We start from the raw sequence: 21,660 nt of genomic DNA, 5'->3' as shown, positions 1-21,660 counted from the left end.
TTTTGTATTTCATTCCGCTTATGTACATGTTTGCTTACATCGAAGAGGATTCATGCTCGCCTGTTCACGCAGCATTTCTTCAGCGGAATTAATGACCTCTTAAAATCTAGCCGAATTAGACCCGTGAATTCTCCGTTGCATTTAATGGATTCAGTCAATTAGTGCGGCGTCGGTATAGCACTTTACAACTCACCTCTTTATACTACTGATCGATTTATCATTACCGTACTTATTTACACAATAAACAAGTGTACGGTCAGTGTTTTTCTACCTTTAACTTGCTGTGAAAATAATATGAAAAAACAAACGGGATTTACTCTAATAGAGTTAGTCGTAGTTATTGTCGTGCTCGGTATTCTTGCTGTCACTGCCGCGCCACGCTTTTTAAACCTTCAAAGTGATGCACGTGAAGCTCGTTTGGAAGGAATGAAAGGCGCTATTGCGTCAGCATTAGGCGTCGGTTATGGGAAAATGGCGATTGCAGGGTTGGAACATTATCCATATATATCAAATAAACACACCGACGCAGGTTCAGGTAAGGGCCCAGAAAGTCTGCCTTTCTCAAGCTGTGAGTTAAATGGCTCTCTTAACTGTACATTTAGGTACGGTTACCCAGATGCAGATGAAACAAGCTTAGCTCTATTAGTCTCGGAACTTGAGAATCAGCATGGTGATAGTGACTGGAAAATTGTTCAGACTAACAACATTAAAGTCGTCATTTCAGCAAGAGATGATAAAAATAGTAGCCTAACTCAATGCGGAATTTTATATGGGCCACCGCAGACTCCAAACGAGAGTTACACCTTAGATATTCTTCCCTGCCCTCAATAAAAATAAGGCTGCCAATCGGCAGCCTTATTTGTTTCATCTGATCGGTTTTTTACGCAAAGTTAAACACGTATTTATCCATCATATTCACCATGCGGCCAATCTCTGGCTTGGTAATCGTATCATTTGCGCCAAGAGATAGTGCTTTCGCTCGGTTATCCTCACTCATCAATGACGAGAACATAATGATCGGCATTTCATGAAACGCTTCGGTATCGCGTAGTCTCTTCACTAAGTGCATACCATCCATTCGAGGCATTTCTACGTCCGTAACCACCGCATCTAATAGCTCTTTAACTGGCAAGTTTTCTTCTTTCGCAACCTCGATCAAGCTCATCAACTTCTCATGCGCCTCACCACCGTCTTTACATGTGATCACATTGTAGCCTGAAGAAGCTAATGTATCTTGGATCAAAGAGCGAATAAATGCTGAGTCATCCACCACCATGATCGTTTTAGCATTACGCTTACCGACCATTCTCTGGTTGAGATCCACCGACTTGTCCCCTTTCACATCGTATTTTTCCATACTCAATTCTGGGTTGATGTCTGCGATGATTTTTTCAAAGTCGAGAATCATGATCAGGTTGCCTTCTTTACGGACAACGGCTACTACACAATCTTGTTCACCCGCTTCCAAAAACTGACTTGGTGATTCCACATCATTCCAAGAGATACGATGAATACGAGAAATGCTGTCAATTAAGAAGCCATTGGTCATTTTGTTGAAATCCGTAACGATTACAAACTTGCGCTCCAGATCTTGTCGTGTTGGCACACCTAACCAACCAGCTAAATCCACTAAAGGCGTCAGTACATCTCTGGATGAGAACACACCAATCATATGAGGTTGTGCGTTTGGATAATCGGTTGTTTCTGGCACGCGAATTACTTCTCGTACTTTCGCAACGTTAATGCCGTAATAACAAGTTTTTGTGCTGCCATCTGGCAATGTTTTTTCTAAATGAAACTCGATGATTTCAAGCTCATTGGTACCACTTTCTGTCAAAATGGTGCTGGTTACGTTACTCATAAAGCCAATTATCCAACCAAAAATACGCATCAGAAAAAGTTTGATGCAAACGCCATGAGAAGCCATTCTCTGGCTAAAAATCCAAAAGTCCTTTTTAGTCGTTACAACAAAATTTGTAAACCATCAAAAGGACGGCTAACGCACATTTCCATACCAAACCATGTAAAATTGTCTCATTTTTGAACACGACATTATGAGTGGCCAAAGTGCGAATTAACACCTCCACTTTTAGCGGCAGAGTCAATGAAAAGTTTAGAAATAATTTGAAGTGATGTTCAGCGTCAATAGCCAAACCTATCTAACAGATATCAGTACAAAGTTGGCTACTGTGCTCATGCCTGGTGTAGAACAAGCTCTCTTCAAGTGGCATGGTATAAAACTGCGCTTGTGAACACACGAGTTTAAATCGAAGCGCTAGAGGCGTCGCAAGAAAATCTGAAGGCGTAGAACACTGAAAGAGCACTTTCAGTTTGTTAATTTTTTGTCAGCGTAAGTTTTAAGCAATTATCCTATCACTAGGTATTTCAATACCTGACATCGCTATTCCCATAATCAAGACACTGATTTTCACTTTTGGAAAGAGTCATTTTCCTTCCTCTTAGCAAGGTTTTTCCTACAATCCTATTCATCCAATTGCGCTGTCGCCTGACAGCACACTAGTTGATGTATTAGGTGAGGTTCACTTTGAATAATGTTCTTATTATCGACGCTCAACCATTGTATAGCGAAGCACTTGCTTCTCTAGTTGAATCTGTAATCAACGCAGCTGAAGTGATTCAAACCACTGACAGTGCGGAAGTGATGGATCTTGTCCGAGGCCAAAAGATTGATTTGATTATTCTAGACGTAGTGCTTGGCGACCGCGATGGTATGCGTTTAGCCAAAAACATTTTAGCGACGGGATATCGTGGCCGACTGTTATTTGTTTCTTCACGCGACTACTCGAGTCTTTCTAAAGCAGCGTACGAAATGGGCGCAAACGGCTTCTTAAGCAAACATGAAACAAGAGAGACCATTATCGACGCAATTGTGAGTGTTTCACGCGGTTACTCAATGTTTAAGTCGACTCACACACCATCGTCGGGTAACGTAACACTTTCAAATCGCGAAGCCATGGTGTTCCATTATCTTGTACAAGGCTACTCAAATAAGAAGATTTCTGAACAACTTTCACTCAGCGCTAAAACAATCAGCACCTACAAAACGCGTATTCTGAAAAAGTACCATGCGGACACGTTGATTGAACTTCTGCATACTATCCCTCAGTCAGAAAACATTGAGTTTTGCCGCTAAGCGCTCATGTATTTTGCAATAGCACCGATTAACAACTGGTGCATTGCATCATGTCTTAAGCTTTGCTTCACCTGTACAACCACTTTTGGCCAGCCATCTAGGTAAAAATGCTCTGGCACTCTTATAAATTTATATCCATCAATTGGCGCCTGATATTCAAGTAACACGGTTGCGGCGCTTTTTTGCTTAATTAGCTTCAATACGCTGCTTACGTTGTCTAGAGCCGCAATACGGTTGATGACCATACCGTGGCTTTCCATTGCACGCTTAACGAGCTGCTCTTTCTCTTTCCAACCGATAATCTCTAACATGATAAAGGGAAGTTTGGCCGCTTCTTCCAGGGTGGTAATTCCCAGCTCTTCAGGGACAACTACCACAGCAGGCGCATAGCCGATGAACTTCTGATAAACAGATTTCGGAACATCCTCGTTGAAGTAATGTAACTGCGCATCCACTTTGCCTAGGATTATCTCTTCTATCGTATACTCTGTAATCGTTGCTATCGAAATGTGCGCCTTGGGAAACAGCACCATTAAATCCATTGCAAGTAAATGCCCAAATGAGTATTGAGCGGTTTGCGGTAAACAAATGGTGATGTCTTTTTCGTAATTTTCCGGTTCAAACTCATCTCTAATTAGACAAGTTTCAAGCTTCTCGAGTGCATCGGAAATTTTAGGTAATTGACGTTTTAAATAGTCCGTCGGTTCCATGTGATGAGGATGCCGAATAAACAATTCATCGTTTAGCTGGAGTCGCAATCGGGCAAGGTATTTGCTAATTGACGCTTCACTCTTCCCCATCGCTTTCGCAACGGGCTTGAGCTGACGGTGCTTATCCAGTAAGACAAGTATTTTAAGTAAGTTTAAGTCGAGATCTTTGTTCACGTGCGACACCAGATGTAAGGTCGAGAATAAATAGAGCAATCACTATTTGTTGACTGCTCTAATATAAAAGACCACTCATTCTGTTTGGTCAAATTAATCAAACAGTTATGTCATGGTTATGTTCCGTAACTTAACATTGAGTCAATACCAGACCTGCTTAATGGGACTTTTGTCTGTGTTTTTTCATCTCATAGAGATCTTCATCTGCACGTACAATAACGTCCTGAAGGGTTTCGTGTAATTCATTCGCCGCGATACCAGTACTCACACTAACTTCGATATCCAAGGTCTTTAGTCGGTTATCTTTAACGACACTACGAAGCTTCTTCGCCAATATTGAAGATTGGCTGATACTGCAACCTGGCAGAATCGCAACAAACTCATCACCACCAGTTCGAACTAGATAATCACTATTTCGAAACACTTTAGACATAGCATCAGCAATAATCCCAATAACTTCGTCCCCTACATGGTGACCGTAATGGTCATTGATTCTCTTGATCCTATCGCCATCTATTGCAATGACGGAATATGGCGCGGTTTCCAAACGACGTTTGAATTCGCTATCTTGAAAGACTCTGCGGTTAAACAATCCCGTTAAATCATCTTTCGTCACGTTCGTCAGTGCTTTCGCGAGGCGAAGTTGGCTCTCTTTAGATTCATAAGCTTTGTTGTAATACGCTAAGGTTACGAAAAAGAAGATGATAAACAAGAACACGTAATCCAATACAATTTTGCTGAATGGGTACATGTAAACGATAAGATTGTTGTTGTCTGCGACATATGATTGGGTGTACGCGAATGATGGAAAGGGGTAGCCAGCGAAATAAATCACCATTTGCTTGTTCCCATTCGCTATTTGAACATCCACCGCTTTCCCATCATTATAAAGCGGCGAGAGGTATAATTCTTCCGAGAACTCTCCCACTAACTCACCTTGAAAGTAAACCGGACTCATGATGCTTATCGCCATGTCATCGGAGTATGTCGTTTTAAATGGTAGGGAAAACAATACCCGGTCCGTTAGTTGCTCTTTCCACGCGGCTAACACACAAGAATAGTTACTTTTACACCAATCAACATCAAATGTGGCTTTCACTCCCTCTAGCGCTTCAATCGGTCTCTCTAAGATGAGTTTGTTTCCAGTATAAGAACGAAAATACATAACGGCATTTTGTCGATTGAACGCATTTGATAAATACGCTTCAGCCTGATGAAGCGATTTCCGTGCAACAGCTTCAACGTAATTAAGTTTTTCATAAGGTGACAGGGAGTAAATCGCATCTTGAAAGCTTAGCTCTGTTTGCGCTTCTACTTCACTCACGCTCATGCCTTTGTATTGCTCGAGCTGCGCTTCCGTCAATAGCCCCATGAGAATTACTTTTTGTTTTATCTTAGCTAAATTATTCGCGTAAGTGTTGAACTGCTTTACTTCATAAGAAATTAACACCGCACCAATCATTGTGACAGAAGTGACGAATAGTAATGTTGCGATGAAAAGAGACAACGCGATACTTTTAAGTGTCATGATGCGGTCTTACGCCCCCGCCACTCTTGTTAGCTCAACAATGTTCTTTACGTTAAATTTATCCAATAGACGGCGTTTGTATGTGCTGACTGTTTTATCACTTATTGATAGCACTGAAGCGATTTCTCTATTGGACTTTCCTTGTAGTAAATACTTCATTACTGCACTTTCTCTGCTTGAAAGTTGTGGCATTTCTCGAACGCTGTTAACAACTTGCTTAAATTTGAAGAAGGTATACCCCCTCTCTACCGCTTCTATCGCGTCTTTAAGAATGTCGTGATTTTCCGATTTACACACATAGCCATCAGCGCCAGAACGAAAAGCCATTTGGCTGTACATTTGGCTAGTTTCAGCGGAGAAGAAAATGACTTTGCCTTCATAACCATGGGATTTGATACGTTTGTAGAAATCAAACCCATCGCAATCTGCCAAGTTCACATCTAAGATCAACAGTTGAATTTCTTCCTTTTTCAATATTTGTAATGCCATCTTCGCTGATGTTGCAGTCAATACCCCATTTGTTTTACCTAACTCTTCCAACAACGACTTGATTGCAACACAAACGAGAGGATGATCGTCAAAGATCAAGTAATTCAATTTATTCATATCTTTCATTTAGTATGGTTATGGCTTCTAGTGGCATGGGTTTATCAATGTAGAAGCCTTGGCAAAGATCAATGCCATACTCACGTATCGCTTGCAATGTGACTTCGTCTTCAATACCTTCCGCGACCAGTCGTATATTCAAACTTTTCGCTAACGCGCAAATAGCAACAACGATGTTGCGTTTTTTGATGTCGCATTCGACACCTTGTACAAACGAACGATCGATTTTTAACTCGTTGAATGGCAGTTGAGCCAGTTTTTCAAACGTCGATGACCCCGTGCCAAAATCATCTATTGAGACAGTGACACCGTTCATCCTCAACTTGAGTAAATTCTTGTACAGGGACGCGCTAGTCTGAAATGTATCTCGCTCTGTAATTTCAATGGTGATTTGTGATGGGTCAATCTCGCTCTCTGAACATTGCTGTAAAAAGTAGTGAGAGAACGCCGTATCTTCTAAATTTTCATGGTCTACATTGATGGATACGTTTTGCGTCAATCCGCGGTGTTTCATGTCATAGATAACATTACTCAATACAGCTTGAAACAACTCTCCAGAAAGGCGGCAACGCTCTACAATTGGCAAAAAATAATGAGGGGGTAACACACCATAAATAGGATGATTCCAACGCGCGAGCGCTTCATACCCAAGCACTTCCCCACTTTGCACGTCGACTAAAGGCTGGTAATAATTTTTCACTCGCCCTTCAGCCAGAGCAAACAGGAATTCTTGATCTTCCACTTCAATAGGTTGAGCAAAGCTGACTTGTTTCGCTTTTTCATCTTTTATTTTACCCAACAAATCAACGACTTCATTTTCATCGTATGGCTTAGGCAGCTTCCCTAATACTTCAAAGCTAAATCCCTCGCACATGGCTCTTACCGCAGAAATAATGGTCAATTCCATTGCACTGACCAGTACAACTTGCCCCTGGTACTGGACTTTATCGAGCATTTCCATCATATCGATGCCGTCTTTTCCGGGCATTTGGATATCACAAAAAATTACGTCAAAATGTTGTTCCTGCACACTCTGAATAGCAGCATCCACACAGTTAAAGGGGATGACTTGCGCGCAATAGCGATCCAATATTTGCGAAAGTATTGTGGTTTGTAGCGGATGGTCATCAATCACCATCACATTAAATTGTGTATTCATTTGTCTCTACCCAATAGTTTATGTTTTCGATCTCCTGCTCGATTCGTAAAATTAGCTCCGCTGTTCGCCTGTCAAACTCCGCAGCAGTAACTCGTTCTGCCTCAATACAAAGCTCAGCCAGCATGCTTACCCCTATCGCCCCAACCGCTCCTTTGATGCCATGAATGACCCGTTTTTTGTCTCGCTCAGTCGATGCGGCGTTTAAGTTTTTTATATCTGTAGACATTGATTGACTAAACACGCGCGCAATCTCTTTTGCGTCCTGTGCTTTGAACCGTTTAATCCAGCCGGGCAGCCTCCCCCTCTCTTTTTCGCCAATAAATGGAATCAAAACGGTTTTTAATTGATTAAGGTCATAGGGTTTGTAGAGCACATCATCAATGCCGATATCCTGTGTACGTTCAATGGCAAGACGAGCATCTTCTGCTGTCACACCGATGATTGGAATAGCTTTAAATTCGGAGTTTTTCACGTGCCTAACAAGCTCATAGCCATCCATTTCTGGCATATGAAAATCGGTCAGCAGCAACACAACGTTTTCATCTTGGTTGATGTATTCCCATGCTTCGCGGCCGTTGTTCACAATGACAGGTTCGATTCCAAGTTCATGAAGCTGCATTGCTATCACGCTTTGGTTAATGGGATTATCTTCTGCGACCAGTACCGTGCCGAGAACCCAAGAAACCACTTCTTGATTTACGTCACTAAGCTTGGTGTCTTGCTGCGTTTGGCAGAGCAAATTGAACAATATATCTGGATACTTAAGCTCTCTTAGCGTAAGACTGCCAAGTACTCTTTGTTCGTCACGCAGCATTAGGCCATTAAAACTGGCATCGCTGTCGTGTATAGGGTGAAGGTTCGCCACCATTGTTTTTAACGTCGCTGGACGCATTTTCCACGCGTCACACCACTGGCGAATATTAAGTGGTAAGCTCTCGCTATACGTCCAGTTCAAACAAACGTCTGGCTCAGAGTCGCAATGCTCAATTGGCAGTTTGACGGTAATCGTCGTGCCTAAGCCAAATTGTGAATCGATGCAGAGCACGCCGCCCATGCAGTCGATCAATCGGTCAACAATGCTCAGCCCCAATCCAGTGCCGCCATATTTACGCGTAATAGTGTCATCCGCTTGAACAAAAGGATTGAGAATGCCTTCGAGTTGGTCATCCGTCATGCCGATACCTGAATCTGCCACTTTCAAGATAAGCTGCTTTTCATGAAGAATGACACTGATTCCAACCTCGCCTTCCGCAGTGAATTTCACCGCATTGGAGAGTAGATTAGTGGTAATTTGCACCAATCGCAGCGCGTCGATTTCAATGAAAGCATTCGAAAATGGTTTGATTGTCACTTTGTAATCCAAACCTTTCGCGAGCGCTCGTGGTTCAAAGCTTCGAAACACATCGCACAAGGTTTTAAGCAAGTCGGTCTTAACTGGGGCGACGGTTAAGTACCCTGCCTCTAACTTTGAATAATCCAGTACTTCGTCTACTAACGTATTCAAATGATTGAGCGAGCGTATGGCTTGGGCAATTAACTCGCGATTTGAATCTGCCGTCACTTGGTGATTTAGCAAATCGAGGATGCCGTGTGCTGCCGACAATGGCGTTCTTAATTCGTGACTCATGGTTGCCAAAAAGTTTTCGCGCGCACGTACCGCGGTTTGCGCTTCTTTTTGCGCATCGATTAACGCCTGCTCACGTTCTTTTTGCTGGGTAATATCTTGAATAACAGTCAGTACAAACTTGTTCTTACCGCTAGGAGAAGCGATGACTTTGCGTTCTCGATATACATGTTTAATATCAAGTTCACAGCCCGACGAGGCAACCTCTTCTGAAATACGCTTTCCAGCAATAACAGTGGTCAGTTCATCAAAATTATTCACCAGAGGAGCGTGTGCAGAATCACTTTTCAACTTACATTGTTGGCACTGTTTACTGTTGTAGTTGGCACAATTGCTCATCTCCATATGGTTATTTTCACTATGGATAAAAACCAAGCTATTGATCTCTTTGATGATGTCCATCAGCCATTGCTTTTCCGCTTCCTCATTGTCAGCATTAAATTCGGCTAACCTCACTTTAAGTCGCATGTGAGATAAGATGAAATACGCCGCAATTAACATGAGACAGAATATGAATGAACCAGCAACAACAAATGTAGCGATCTGCTCCGCGTCATAGCCATAAGTCAGTTTGAAGCTTCGGTGAGAACGCAGCAGTTTTTCGATCTCGTTAGAATCAATGGTTTCGATGATGCTGTTCAACATGTGTTGAAGTTGTGTATTGTGGTTTGCAACCGCAAATGCATTAGAGAACGTCAAAACGTCCTCCGCATTGATCACCAAGCCATCGACTTGATCTTGTGCAATCATGTTGTGAACGATGTCGTCAGGAATATAAGCCACATCCAAAACGCCCGATTTCAAATCGGTAAGCAGCTTTTTCAAATCATCATAATGATCAACTTGGCCTTGCTGCCAAGTGCCCAAATGAACTAACCCTTGCTTTTTCAAAGTGAGCAGAATACCCGCTTCTTTCAGTGCAGATTTATCGCGCTTACTCTGCTCCGCTTGGATAGCCACGTAATTACTGTGCATGAATGGTTTAGTGAACAACCAATCTGACTTAGGTAGCTCACCCACATAAGAGATGGGGACTATATCGGCATCAAATGCCGTTAATCCATTAGAAAGGCTCGACGTCGGCTTCACATACTTAAAGCTCAAGCCAGTACGAGACTGCAATAAGTCGACAAAATCTGGAAAGAAGCCATCTAACTCGCCCGTTTGCGAATCTCGGTAGAGAAACGGATAAGCTTCGTCACTGCTGCTGTAAGTTATCACTAGTTTGTTTTGATGATTACGTCGGTAATCTACCAATAACTTATCACTGATATGGTAAGGATTTTTCGAGGCGACGGAGCGAATGTTTTTTCCATTTTGCTCCCACTGAAGGATTTTGTTGATGTCATCGATCAGACTCTGTTTGTCCAACGAAGCGATAAAACTCACCTCTTCGTTTTTCAACCAACTGGGAATATCGACAACCCCTTTTACAATGTCATTCAAATCCAAATATTGGGTAATACCAACATAAGTGTAAATCAGCGCGTTCGCTTTACCTCGCTTAACTTCATTAAACGCCTCTAAACGTGTTTTAACGTAATGTATCTTATCGATACCGCGTTCAGTGAGGTTGTCACAATACACACTGCCCTCAACACACACCCATTTAAGATCACGCGCATCACTATCTCGGTAAGTGGCATTCCGATACCAAACCGCGATAGTGCTCGAAAAGAAAGGCATCGAAAACAAGAAACGCTTTTCTCTTGCTGCTGTTTTACTAAATCCAACCGCACCATCAATCTTCTTGCTTTCGACATCCGCAAGTAAAGACGGAATATGCTTGTAAGTCCGAAGTTCTAACTCATAATCCAAAGCTTTAGTAATGTTAGACAAATACTCAAGACTAATTCCGTACGAAGGACCAACGCTACCGTCAAACGAGTCTTTAGCTTCGTCTTGCGCAATAACACCAACGATGACCTTCGGTTTAGGACTCTGTTTGGCAGTTGAGCAAAAAGAACTCGCTAAAAAAATTAAGGCGACGGACGATACCGTAATACTTCTAAGAATACTGAGCATGACTGCTTCCTCTGAATGGAAGCTCAGACTAGTTTTTGTCAGATAAAAGTCAAACTTCGCTCAACAGCGAAATAAAAATAACACTTTGATATAAAAGCAGAAAACCAAAATTCGTCAGAACAATCTGACAACACAATCCACCTTTGACTACACAGCGTTTGCGTTCGGTCTCTCACCCAGACGGATATTCACTGCGAGTCGGTATATATAAGAGATGTGTGCGCTTAGGTTTGCACGCCATAGCTTTTTACTTTCATCTTGAATGATTCATCATCATTCCATGATAAACTGACGCATTAACATGAAAGAAAGCTCAACTCCGCGGTTTCGAGCAGCTTGAAGTAAACACAGTTTTAGAAAATGCGTTCTAGTATTGTATTACTCAAGATTCACATTGCTACTTTTACAACCGCTGGAGCATTAGAAAAATTAAGGTATTAAATTCAAATGGTTAATAACTCAATCCAGTGGTTTCCTGGCCACATGCACAAAGCACGTAAAGAGATCGAAGAAGCAATCCCTCAAGTGGATGTGATCATCGAAGTACTGGATGCTCGTATTCCTTTCAGTAGTGAAAACCCTTTGATTTCTCAAATCCGTGGTGACAAACCTGTCGTTAAAGTTTTGAACAAACGTGATTTGGCCGATCCAGAGTTAACTCAACTGTGGATTGAGCACTTGGAGCAAGAGCAACATGTAAAAGCAATGGCGATCACGACTTCTGAACCACAAGAAGTGCATCGAATCATGGAGCTTTGTCGCAAACTTGCCCCACACCGAGAAGAAATTGGTAAAAACATTCGCACCATGATCATGGGCATCCCAAACGTTGGAAAGTCGACGATCATTAACACCCTCGCAGGTCGAACAATCGCTGTAACAGGTAACCAACCCGCGGTTACACGTCGTCAACAACGTATCAACCTGCAAAATGGCATCGTATTATCTGATACTCCAGGAATTTTATGGCCAAAAGTGGAAAATCCACACAGTGGCTTCCGCCTTGCGGCTACCGGCGCGGTAAAAGATACAGCGATGGAATATGACGAAGTCGCATTCTATACCATTGAATACCTAGCAGCTCATTATGCAGACAAGCTTAAAGAGCGTTATCAAATTGAAGAGCTTCCAGAATCAGATATCGAGATCATGGAAGAAATTGGTCGTCGCCGCGGTGCACTACGTGCAGGTGGACGTGTTGACTTGCACAAAGTATCAGAGATCTTATTGCACGAACTTCGTCAAGGCACTTTGGGCCAAATTACATTAGAACGCCCAGAAATGATCACTCAAGAGCTGATTGAAGTCGAGATTGAGACCGCCCGTAAAGAAGAAGAAAAAGCGAAGCGTAAAGAAGAGCGTCGTAAGCGCTATTTACGTAATAAGCGATAAGCTTGTCTCTTATCTACTCATGTTTCAAGGCGCGATTTTCGCGCCTTTTTTGTTATCTAATGCGCCCATTTTTTTCACTTTTCAAACTTTATATTCCTCATCCAAAATCCCAGATATGAAGCACGAAAAAACACCGCAAAATCGCCGTATAAACTTTAAGCACAAACTAGTTTAGACCCCGGGCCCCTATAGAGTTACAGCCACCATCCAACCCTCAAATGTCGAGTTTGCAAGGGTCTGCAAACTTATGCAACCTGGTTAGTGACACTCTCCCCAAAATCCGCAATATGAATAAGTGTCAGCGCTGGCGTTTTTCCATATGAAGAAGAGATTTATTATGAGTGAAACTATACAAAGCAAACCACTTCCCTCCTTTATCGAGGAACGCCTAGATTTTTATATTCAAGATCTAATCGAACCGAATGAGAACAAAAAACACCTTGTTCTTGGTAAACGCCCACCGTGTAATGCCGTTGTCCTGCAAAGCAATGATTACCTTGCACTGTCTCATAATAAGGAGATTCAAAACGCGCATCGTGATGCGATTTCCCAGCACGATGACAACGTCGTGATGTCCGCGATTTTCTTACAAGACGATGAATCGAAACCTGTATTTGAAACGCAACTAGCCAGTTTCGTTGGTATGCCTAGTTGTCTACTTTCTCAATCTGGTTGGGCTGCGAATGTCGGTTTATTGCAGACTATTTGTGCACCGAACATACCTGTGTACATTGATTTCTTTGCACATATGTCTTTGTGGGAAGGCGCACGTATTGCCGGAGCACAAATTCATCCGTTCATGCATAACAACACCAGTCACCTAAGAAAACAGATTTCACGTCACGGTTCAGGGATCATTGTTGTGGATTCGGTTTACAGCACTATCGGGACCATCGCTCCTCTACGTGATATCTACGAAATAGCACAGGAGTTTGACTGCGGCCTGGTTGTAGATGAATCACACTCTTTAGGTACACACGGTCCACAAGGTGCGGGGATACTGCAGGGTCTTGGCTTAACTCATAAGGTAGATTTTATTACCGTTAGTCTTGCCAAGACATTTGCTTATCGTGCTGGCGCGATTTTAGGCCCAGAAAAACTGGCGAAGACGCTTCCATTTGTGGCGTACCCTGCAATATTTAGTTCTACCGTATTACCGCAAGAGATCATTCGGCTAGAGAAAACACTGGACGTCATAAGAAAATCAGATGATAAGCGAGATATTCTGTTTGAAAGAGCCAAGTCTTTAGCCGTTGGTTTAAAACGCATTGGATTTACTATTCGCAGTGAATCACAAATTATCGCATTAGAATGTGGTAACGAGAGAAACACTGAGCGAGTCCGCGACTTTCTCGAAGAGCGAAATGTTTACGGCGCAGTGTTTTGCCGCCCTGCAACTGGAAGGAACAAAAACATCATCCGTTTTTCAGTCAATGCAGACATGACAGCTGCTGAAGTTGATCATGTACTCACTGTCTGCCAACAAGCATTTGCACACCCTGACTTAGAGTTTGTGTAAGTTAGTGTGTAGATAAAACTAAAGAGCTCAACAGTTTTGCTGAGCTCTTTATTCGTGTTATTCGTTGTGAGCAACTCGCCTCAAGAAAACAAGTCGCGAATGATTAGATCCAGTTTGCGATTTTATCGAACAAACGATTTTTATCCGCCGGTTTTACGATGAAGTCAGACATACCCGAAGACCCAATTTTGTCCAACGTGACAGGTGAACTATCCCCTGTATGCGCAATAATAGGTACCGACGCATAGTTTTTATCCGAGCTTCGAATTCGCCTAGACGCTTCTACACCATCCATAATTGGCATTTCGATATCCATCAGAATGAGATCAACATCTTCTTGCTCTAGTGTATCCAGAGCCTGCTGCCCGTCTTCTTTCTGAATCACTTCAAAGCCTTGCTTTTCAAGTAACATTGCCGTGAATTTACGCAAAGATTCATTATCATCCACGACCATAATTGTGCGCTTATTTGAATTATCTAACGTCACCGAGGCCGTTGGTGTCGATACATAGCTTGAATCATATAAGAGACGCTCAATAGTTGGTTTAGTATTCAATAACCAGGCTTGCGTTTCGATCCAAATAGGTTCATATGCAGCCTTACGTGCTCTCTGAGTCGGATGATGCTCAAAAAGATAAACTATGCGTGCTTCAGTGAAAGACAAGAGAGATTCTAATCTATCCAATTGGTTTGCTCTTGGATCTAAGCTCTCAAGATCGATAAAAATCAGATCGAATTCGAACTCGTACTCTTTCTTTTTGAGTACTTGGTTGGCATCTAAAATCGTCGAGTCAAAGCCCATAAAACGGCTAATATCTGTTACTTTAGACACCAAGATATCTTGGCTAGTCACCGTTAGAATGGTTTTGAGTTTAGTCAGATCGTTTTTGATTTCAGTAACGGTATCAGATGTCGTTAGTGGGAAAGTTAACGTAAATTGAGACCACTCCCCTAACTGAGATTGACACTCAATGTTCCCCCCAAATGAACGCATGACTTTTTTACAAAACGGTAGACCCAAACCATAACTTCCTGATTTGCCAGTGGTGTAAAAGTCTTGAAAGATATTGCGTAGAACATCAGGAGCAATGCCAGCACCATTATCGGTTACAACAATTTGATTAAAGCGTTCTGAACTTATCATGGATACATGTATGTGAAAATCTTCAGATTTACGGTGATGGAAGGCATTCTTGAAGAGGTTATACATAACGTATTTAAGTAATGTATCACTACCTAGAAACTCAAACTCACTTCTCGCATCCAGCGATATGGCAAATCGATCAGTGGCACGTTTATAACTGAAGCTTTCAATTGCCCGTTCAACGACCGAGTGAACTGAATATTTTTTGAAGCTAGAACGAGAAACTCGATTTTCATCAATCGAAGTTAGCAATAAATCGATGGTTTCATTACCCGATTGGATAATGTTCATTGCATCCTGACTCACTTCACGTAATAAGGTGACATCCTCTACACTCATGACGTACTGCTCTTTTCCTGCCTCTTTCATGTTGGGCAAGATCGACTGGATAACATCTATTGAAGTGCAAAGCCCACTCAACGGGTTACGCATTTCATGTGCAATCCCTGCCCCGAATGATTTTGCCAGCGAGACTTTCGCTTCATGTTCAACTTGGTTACGAAAATAGAACAAATTACCGAAGACATAAATAAACAGAAAGATTGGCACATGAGTCCAATCCATGGTCAAGTCAAGATGGAACCCTTTTGCAACCCAAGCGAAGAATGTTGCTAAACCTATCCCAGCAAAGGTTTGAGCAAACATGACCCTAGTAACATGAACCAGTAAAATGTGTAAGAAAATTGCAGACATAAACGACATAACCCATACATTGGACCAGTCATTCATCAGTAACATATAAAAAAAGAAAAACGGTAAGCACAGCGTTATCGTCACTTGGTAGTAAATAGGAACATAATCTCTCCAAGTCGATGATAAGCGGTTTCTAAAAATGATGCCGAAAAACAATAACGAGCAAAACAATCTAAGAGGTAAATTTTCATAAGCCTGTGGAAAGGCAAACTCCCAGACAAAGTAGTACAGCGGAAAGCCAAGAAACCCCATCCAGCCAACGAGAGTTAGGTTTGGTTCTGCATATTGATAAACCTTACGTATCGAGTCCATATAATCTGTTTTGCTTACTCCGCCTGACGCACAATAGTGTGATTTTGATTCACTTTTATCGTTTTATTATTAACTAATTATATATTAATCATCATTTATAAGCAGCGCGAAATGACGTAAACAGCTCGCAATACTTATCTTTAGTTTCAATCTTTTAAGACAGCTACACTTGATTTACAACCAAATAAACAAAGTTGCATATAGTTTAGTGCAATTTTGCGATAATCGCTCTGTATCCAATTGGATGTTAATCTCATTTTGTGCAAGAAACTTAAGTCGCGCCTTTGGCACGACTTTCCAACGATTCAAAAACAGTACTCACCGCATATAGCGTGGTGAAGAACAATTGGCTTGGGATGTGTTATGAATTCTGTCCAGATAAAAAATGTCATTTTTGATGTAGGTAATGTATTGGTACGCTGGTCTCCAGTAGAAATCGTTCGCTTAACATTTGGTGGTTCCGTAGAGTCAGAGAAAATGGCTCAGATGCTATTTTCATCACAAATCTGGAAAGATTTAAATAAAGGGACGATCTCCGAAAGGGAAGCAAAACAGCGTTATCAACGTGAACACCAAGTAACGACGGAAGAAATGGGCCGCTTCTTTTATTATGTAAAACACACTCAAATATTACTTTACGGCAGTATAGAGCTGTTAAAACGAGTAAAAAGAGCCGGATATGGCGTATATGCGCTCACAGACAACATCAACGAAATTGTGGAACACCTTCGTACTACTTATGAGTTTTGGCCACTGTTTGATGGAGCAATCATCTCTTCTGAAGTTCAATTACTAAAACCACAAGCGGAGATCTACCAAACTCTACTTTCAAAGTATCAGCTTAACCCCGAAGAGACAGTATTTCTTGATGACATGCCTTACAATGTTGAAGGTGCCCGAGCGGTTGGCATGGCTGCTATTCAGTTTGAAAATGCTCAGCAATGTGAGCTCGAACTAAAAGCCATGGGGGTTAACTTCTAGAAAGCTTTTAATAAAAACATAACTTTAGGGTGTATAAACAAAAAAGAGCAGTGTTGAGACTGCTCTTATCTAGTGTTTCAGAACGCTAGGTTAGGAGTAAATCACGTTTTCCTCAATCCCACTAACTAATGACTGGGCGTTCTTCCAACGGAATACTTTTTCTAACACCTCTTTGCCATCAGGTGCGCGCCAAGTTCGCTCTTGATCCTCTTGTCCACCAATGTGGCGATAGAATTCAATCGCAGAAATGTTTTGCGACACAACTTCTAAATAAAGACCTGTGTCTTTAAAGTACTGCTGTTGCCATTCTGCGACAGCAAGTAATAGCTGCTTACCAATCCCACGACCACGGTAACTGTCATCAACATGCAATGCGTCAATAAAGGTTCCACGCTCGAAATCATGGTTGCCGAACACACAAACAAAGCCAAGTAGCAAACCTCCCTCCTCCGCCAAGACAATGTGCTGATTGAATGGTGGGTTGGTCAAACGGGTTTGCCAAATCAGTAGTTTGTCGTCAATCGCTTCTTTCTCAAGATAGTTATCACTAAGAATGCCACGGTAATGACGCTTCCAGCTATCCGCATGAAGATGCGCAATGCGCTCGTAGTCCTTATATTCCGCTAATCGTAAATCCATTACGTATTCCTATTTTCTTACATTTTTGCTTCTTTATAGAGTCTCGGTATATTCCACCTTTATAACACTTGTTTCTTGGCAGATTTTATACACCTTAAGCCAGAGCTCATTTTTTAATACTACTCATTATTCAATTAAAAGCAAAATATCCCATCAAGTTCCTTAATCTACACCCAAAGGAATCATCACATTTGTCTAACTTTAATTTGACTTACATGTGTACGCTGATATTCTGGCGAACACTTGTTAGCTCAAAGTTAGGGATACACCTGTGACTCAAAACAAACCACCTGTTATCTGGTTGAATACATTAATATTTTCTGCCAGTTTTGTTCTAACTTTTATTGTAATGCCTTGGTATGCATATCATTTTGGACTGGGTTGGGAACATCTAATTTGGGGAGTGATTGCATTTAGTTTTACTAACCTTTCTATTACAGCAGGCTATCATCGTCTCTGGAGCCACAAAACATACGAAGCTCATCCTATTTTGCGCGCCATTTTTGCGATTGGAGGAGCATTTTCTTTGCAAAATAGTGCATTACATTGGTCTTCTGATCATCGTGTGCATCACAAACATGTCGACAATAACGATAAAGATCCGTACTCAGCCAAGCGGGGTTTTTGGTATTCTCACATTGGGTGGATGTTACGTGATTACAATAAATCAAAGGAAAACGAATATACAAACTGCCGTGACCTAAAGCGCGACAAAATCGTCATGTGGCAGCATAAGTATTATGTTCCACTTGCCCTACTGACTAATATTGGTTTCCCAGTCATGCTCGGACTGATCTACGGTGATATCTGGGGGATGTTATTGGTCGTTGGTGCGGCTCGACTCTTTATGAGTCACCATACGACTTTTTTCATTAACTCCCTCGCACATATTTGGGGTAAGCAAACTTTCACAGACAAAAACACTGCTCGCGATAATGGTGTACTCGCCTTTTTCACATTTGGAGAGGGTTACCATAATTTCCATCATATTTTCGAGAATGACTATCGCAATGGCGTGTATTGGTGGCATTACGACCCAACGAAGTGGTTGATAAAGTCATGTTCTTGGCTAGGACTCACATCTAAGTTGCGCACAACGCCTACATTTAGAATTGAAAAGGCCCGTGCGAGTCAACTTTTGAAGAAAGCAAGAGAAAAGCTAGAATCGAAACCGAACACGCAAACGATCCTCGATCAGCTACAGCACGAGTTTGATACTCTAGTTCATCACATGCAGGAATACTACGAGATGCGCAAAGAAGTACTCGGTGCCAAAACTGCCAGTGTGGTAAAGAAATACGAATGTTCTGTAACGAAAATGAAGTACCAGCAAATTAAAGCAGAGTTCGAACGGCAGCAACGTAGTTGGAACCTTATGGTTCGTCGATACGCATAGTTTATCCTCATTCTTACGATTACTTAGCTTCGCTTCGGCGAAGCTTTTTTGTTGTGAAGAGTGTTTTCCAATAATTGCTTATTGAGTAAAGTCTTTTTCCTATTGTGAATCAATTCACTCATTATTCATTCACTTTCCTAGTCATATTTTCCTTCCTATAAATAGCTTCAAACCAGCACATAACACTTAGAAAACCAAATTCCAACAATACAATCTAACGAAATTATTTATTAAATTATTATTTGTCTCAGATCATGCAAGCCCCATATTTGTCTCGTGCCACAGCTAAGAATTCTGTAAATTCCTTGTCATAAACTGAAACAGTTTCTTTCTTTTTTACATAACATTCGGAGATCCCTATGTTAGAGCTCTTAATTGGCTTAGTGGTTACCATTGCGGTGGGTTACTTTATTGTCAAAGGCTATAAAGCTGCGGGCGTGTTACTGACCGCTGGTATTGCTTTACTTCTTATGACTGGCGTTTTGGGGCACGACGTGCTGCCGTCAAAAATCACCTCAACTGGTAACATGGTGACAGATGCGCTTGAATACGTGAAATACATGCTTCAATACCGCGGTGGCGGTCTTGGTATGCAAATCATGCTGCTTTGTGGTTTTGCGTCATACATGACTCATATCGGCGCGAACAACGTGGTAGTGAAACAGTTCTCTAAACCGCTTTCTGTCATCAAGTCTCCTTACGTCCTTTTGGTAGCGGCTTACATTGTGGCGTGTTTAATGTCTCTTGCGGTAAGTTCTGCAACAGGCCTTGGCGTACTATTAATGGCGACATTATTCCCAATGATGGTCGCGATGGGCATTTCTCGTCCAGCAGCCGTTGCAGTGTGTGCCTCTCCAGCGGCAATCATCCTTTCTCCTACTTCTGGTGATGTTGTTATCGCAGCAGAAAAGTCTGGTTTAGAGCTTGATGTGTTTGCGGTACAAACTGTGTTGCCTGTTTCTATTTGCGCAATCATCGTCATGGCAGCGGCAGCGTTCTTCTGGAACAAATACTTAGATAAGAAAGAAAATACACCAATGGAAAAAATTGATGTATCAGAGATCAAAGCTGACGCACCAGCGTTTTATGCAGCTCTTCCATTTCTACCTATCATCGGCGTTTTCCTATTCAACGGTCGTACCATTCCAGGACTTAGTCTAGACATCTACACTATTGTGGTTGGTTCGATTTTCCTTGGAGCTCTGATCCATTATGTTGTAAATAAGTTCGATGGTAAAAAATCACTAGAAGATTTAGATTCTTGCTACGCAGGCATGGCTGACGCGTTCAAAGGCGTTGTGATGCTTTTGGTTGCCGCAGGGGTTTTTGCACAAGGTCTGATGTCTATCGGTGCTATCGATAACCTACTTCATCTAGCAGATAATGCTGGTGCAGGCGGCGTTGCTTTAATGCTTATTCTAACTGCATTGACAGTTGCAGCAGCAATTGCAACGGGTTCGGGTAACGCGCCTTTCTATGCGTTCGTGGAGTTAGCACCATCTTTGGCTGCTAAAATGGGATTAAACCCTGCTTTCCTAATTATCCCGATGCTTCAAGCATCAAACCTAGGCCGTACTATCTCACCAGTATCTGGCGTAATCGTTGCGACATCAGGTATGGCAAACATCAGCCCGTTTGAGGTTGTAAAACGCACATCCGTTCCAGTTCTAGCAGGCCTTATCACGGTGATTATTGGTACTATGGTGCTTGTTCCAATGAGTGCCTAACGGTATTGCCACGATCAAACTAAAAGCAATATCCGAACAAAATTACGTTTAATTAAAAACGCCAGCAAATGTGCTGGCGTTTTTTTTATTCTAATGTGTTGATTTACGCTGACTTAAATCGGTCAGGAATCTTAGTGATGCTCTCTCTGTAGCTAAACCATAAGTAGGTAACGGCAAGCGAAAAGAATAAATATGAAAGTGCGAATACGATTGGAGACGTGATTAATTCCGCGGACATTCCCCACATCACACCGACTACGGTTATCGTCAACTTAGAAAGCATACCGCAAATGAGTAGGAATAAAGCAAGCTGTGGAAAGCGCGAGCTGCGAAATGCGAAGAAATAACAGCTACCTACCGCTAAAGAAGCAATAGATAAGCCCAACATAAATGAATGGATGTGGTCTGCTGATGCGATACCAGCGGATACCGAAGCCATGAGTAATAGGAACAGTTTCATAAGTCACCTCACAACAAATCTAAAAAGCATCCCTTCATAAATGAAAACTCATTTTTCACTATATTCTGCGCCTAAAATCAGCAATTACAAGTTACTTTTTTGCTCACTTAATGAACATAAAAGCTAATCAGCTTCAATTATTACAAAAGGTTAACAATGAAAAATTAAGAAACCCTTTGCATCTGATACTTACGACAGTTAGATGATAAATTCGCCATTTTTGTTACAGATGGTTAACATGGAAACATTTTGAAATTTTTTATTTGAAATGTGAACTGTGCACTCAACAGCGTAAAACCTCTCTGTCTTGACTCATCATTCGTTATTAGCGAACAAAAAATATCACTTTTTTACAACGTTCTTACTACATACAAAACCATGAATTCACATCCACTTTTAATGTTGCAAATTATTTTA

Annotated in this window: 16 protein-coding genes; 7 read left to right on the top strand and 9 right to left on the bottom strand. The window is 41.7% G+C overall.

What is annotated here, in order from left to right:
* The first annotated feature begins 294 nt into the window (after window positions 1-294).
* On the top strand, window positions 295-831 hold the full coding sequence (locus R7E51_RS15665; protein WP_154204316.1) for a prepilin-type N-terminal cleavage/methylation domain-containing protein: 537 nt from the start codon (window positions 295-297) through the stop codon (window positions 829-831).
* A gap of 49 nt (window positions 832-880) precedes the next feature.
* Here the strand turns inward: R7E51_RS15665 and R7E51_RS15660 are convergent, their stop codons facing one another.
* Window positions 881-1,861, bottom strand: coding sequence for a chemotaxis protein (locus tag R7E51_RS15660; protein ID WP_025998672.1), 981 nt, complete (start codon window positions 1,859-1,861; stop codon window positions 881-883).
* Between the two features lie 684 nt (window positions 1,862-2,545).
* On the opposite strand from R7E51_RS15660, the gene R7E51_RS15655 reads away from it, so the two are divergent.
* Window positions 2,546-3,154 (top strand): response regulator transcription factor, encoded by a 609-nt coding sequence (locus R7E51_RS15655; protein WP_017821556.1) that lies wholly within the window; start codon window positions 2,546-2,548, stop codon window positions 3,152-3,154.
* Here R7E51_RS15655 and R7E51_RS15650 read toward each other — a convergent pair.
* The 5 genes from R7E51_RS15650 to R7E51_RS15630 form a co-directional block, all read right to left on the bottom strand.
* Window positions 3,151-4,038, bottom strand: a complete 888-nt coding sequence (locus R7E51_RS15650) for a LysR family transcriptional regulator (protein ID WP_206957727.1) — start codon at window positions 4,036-4,038, stop codon at window positions 3,151-3,153. The genes R7E51_RS15655 and R7E51_RS15650 overlap by 4 nt on opposite strands.
* Before the next feature lie 157 nt (window positions 4,039-4,195).
* A complete protein-coding gene (locus R7E51_RS15645) occupies window positions 4,196-5,566 on the bottom strand; it encodes a GGDEF domain-containing protein (protein WP_206957729.1) in 1,371 nt (456 codons plus the stop codon).
* A gap of 9 nt (window positions 5,567-5,575) precedes the next feature.
* A complete protein-coding gene (locus tag R7E51_RS15640) occupies window positions 5,576-6,172 on the bottom strand; it encodes a response regulator transcription factor (RefSeq protein ID WP_206957731.1) in 597 nt (198 codons plus the stop codon).
* The gene (locus tag R7E51_RS15635; protein WP_206957733.1) at window positions 6,165-7,331 is read right to left on the bottom strand and encodes an EAL domain-containing response regulator; all 1,167 of its coding nucleotides are present in this window, start codon (window positions 7,329-7,331) and stop codon (window positions 6,165-6,167) included. Before R7E51_RS15635 ends, R7E51_RS15640 begins: the two co-directional genes overlap by 8 nt.
* On the bottom strand, window positions 7,315-10,980 hold the full coding sequence (locus R7E51_RS15630; protein WP_206957735.1) for an ATP-binding protein: 3,666 nt from the start codon (window positions 10,978-10,980) through the stop codon (window positions 7,315-7,317). Before R7E51_RS15630 ends, R7E51_RS15635 begins: the two co-directional genes overlap by 17 nt.
* A gap of 447 nt (window positions 10,981-11,427) precedes the next feature.
* Here R7E51_RS15630 and ylqF point away from each other — a divergent pair, with 447 nt between their 5' ends.
* On the top strand, window positions 11,428-12,372 hold the full coding sequence (gene ylqF, locus R7E51_RS15625) for a ribosome biogenesis GTPase YlqF (protein ID WP_005376521.1): 945 nt from the start codon (window positions 11,428-11,430) through the stop codon (window positions 12,370-12,372).
* Window positions 12,373-12,709: 337 nt separating this feature from the next.
* Complete coding sequence (gene cqsA / locus R7E51_RS15620) at window positions 12,710-13,891, top strand: alpha-hydroxyketone-type quorum-sensing autoinducer synthase (RefSeq protein ID WP_017635350.1); 1,182 nt, start codon at window positions 12,710-12,712, stop codon at window positions 13,889-13,891.
* A gap of 103 nt (window positions 13,892-13,994) precedes the next feature.
* Here cqsA and R7E51_RS15615 read toward each other — a convergent pair whose 3' ends face one another.
* Window positions 13,995-16,040, bottom strand: a complete 2,046-nt coding sequence (locus tag R7E51_RS15615; protein WP_025767846.1) for a hybrid sensor histidine kinase/response regulator — start codon at window positions 16,038-16,040, stop codon at window positions 13,995-13,997.
* 363 nt (window positions 16,041-16,403) lie between these two features.
* Here R7E51_RS15615 and R7E51_RS15610 point away from each other — a divergent pair, with 363 nt between their 5' ends.
* On the top strand, window positions 16,404-17,021 hold the full coding sequence (locus R7E51_RS15610; RefSeq protein WP_025767847.1) for an HAD family hydrolase: 618 nt from the start codon (window positions 16,404-16,406) through the stop codon (window positions 17,019-17,021).
* 90 nt (window positions 17,022-17,111) lie between these two features.
* Here the strand turns inward: R7E51_RS15610 and R7E51_RS15605 are convergent, their stop codons facing one another.
* On the bottom strand, window positions 17,112-17,660 hold the full coding sequence (locus R7E51_RS15605; protein WP_005376525.1) for a GNAT family N-acetyltransferase: 549 nt from the start codon (window positions 17,658-17,660) through the stop codon (window positions 17,112-17,114).
* Between the two features lie 271 nt (window positions 17,661-17,931).
* On the opposite strand from R7E51_RS15605, the gene R7E51_RS15600 reads away from it, so the two are divergent.
* Together R7E51_RS15600 and dcuC are read left to right on the top strand one after the other, a co-directional pair.
* Window positions 17,932-19,056 (top strand): acyl-CoA desaturase, encoded by a 1,125-nt coding sequence (locus tag R7E51_RS15600; protein ID WP_017821552.1) that lies wholly within the window; start codon window positions 17,932-17,934, stop codon window positions 19,054-19,056.
* A 359-nt stretch (window positions 19,057-19,415) separates the two neighbouring features.
* Entirely contained in the window at window positions 19,416-20,783 is a 1,368-nt protein-coding gene (gene dcuC, locus R7E51_RS15595) for an anaerobic C4-dicarboxylate transporter DcuC (protein ID WP_005376528.1), read from the top strand.
* Window positions 20,784-20,886: 103 nt separating this feature from the next.
* Here dcuC and R7E51_RS15590 read toward each other — a convergent pair whose 3' ends face one another.
* A complete protein-coding gene (locus tag R7E51_RS15590) occupies window positions 20,887-21,243 on the bottom strand; it encodes a hypothetical protein (RefSeq protein WP_005376535.1) in 357 nt (118 codons plus the stop codon).
* Window positions 21,244-21,660 lie beyond the last annotated feature (417 nt).

Origin of the sequence: Vibrio sp. Vb1166 (assembly GCF_033338695.1) — a bacterium.
GTDB classification, from domain to species: domain Bacteria; phylum Pseudomonadota; class Gammaproteobacteria; order Enterobacterales; family Vibrionaceae; genus Vibrio; species Vibrio alginolyticus.
This window is presented reverse-complemented; position numbering and strand designations above follow the sequence as displayed.

What these genes read in the sequence shown, in the direction of transcription:
- R7E51_RS15665 (WP_154204316.1), top strand. Translation starts at nt 295, where the DNA reads ATGAAAAAACAAACGGGATTTACTCTAATAGAGTTAGTCGTAGTTATT.
- R7E51_RS15660 (WP_025998672.1), bottom strand. Translation starts at nt 1,861, where the DNA reads ATGAGTAACGTAACCAGCACCATTTTGACAGAAAGTGGTACCAATGAG.
- R7E51_RS15645 (WP_206957729.1), bottom strand. Translation starts at nt 5,566, where the DNA reads ATGACACTTAAAAGTATCGCGTTGTCTCTTTTCATCGCAACATTACTA.
- R7E51_RS15640 (WP_206957731.1), bottom strand. Translation starts at nt 6,172, where the DNA reads ATGAATAAATTGAATTACTTGATCTTTGACGATCATCCTCTCGTTTGT.
- R7E51_RS15635 (WP_206957733.1), bottom strand. Translation starts at nt 7,331, where the DNA reads ATGAATACACAATTTAATGTGATGGTGATTGATGACCATCCGCTACAA.
- R7E51_RS15630 (WP_206957735.1), bottom strand. Translation starts at nt 10,980, where the DNA reads ATGCTCAGTATTCTTAGAAGTATTACGGTATCGTCCGTCGCCTTAATT.
- ylqF (WP_005376521.1), top strand. Translation starts at nt 11,428, where the DNA reads ATGGTTAATAACTCAATCCAGTGGTTTCCTGGCCACATGCACAAAGCA.
- cqsA (WP_017635350.1), top strand. Translation starts at nt 12,710, where the DNA reads ATGAGTGAAACTATACAAAGCAAACCACTTCCCTCCTTTATCGAGGAA.
- R7E51_RS15615 (WP_025767846.1), bottom strand. Translation starts at nt 16,040, where the DNA reads ATGGACTCGATACGTAAGGTTTATCAATATGCAGAACCAAACCTAACT.
- R7E51_RS15610 (WP_025767847.1), top strand. Translation starts at nt 16,404, where the DNA reads ATGAATTCTGTCCAGATAAAAAATGTCATTTTTGATGTAGGTAATGTA.
- R7E51_RS15605 (WP_005376525.1), bottom strand. Translation starts at nt 17,660, where the DNA reads ATGGATTTACGATTAGCGGAATATAAGGACTACGAGCGCATTGCGCAT.
- dcuC (WP_005376528.1), top strand. Translation starts at nt 19,416, where the DNA reads ATGTTAGAGCTCTTAATTGGCTTAGTGGTTACCATTGCGGTGGGTTAC.
- R7E51_RS15590 (WP_005376535.1), bottom strand. Translation starts at nt 21,243, where the DNA reads ATGAAACTGTTCCTATTACTCATGGCTTCGGTATCCGCTGGTATCGCA.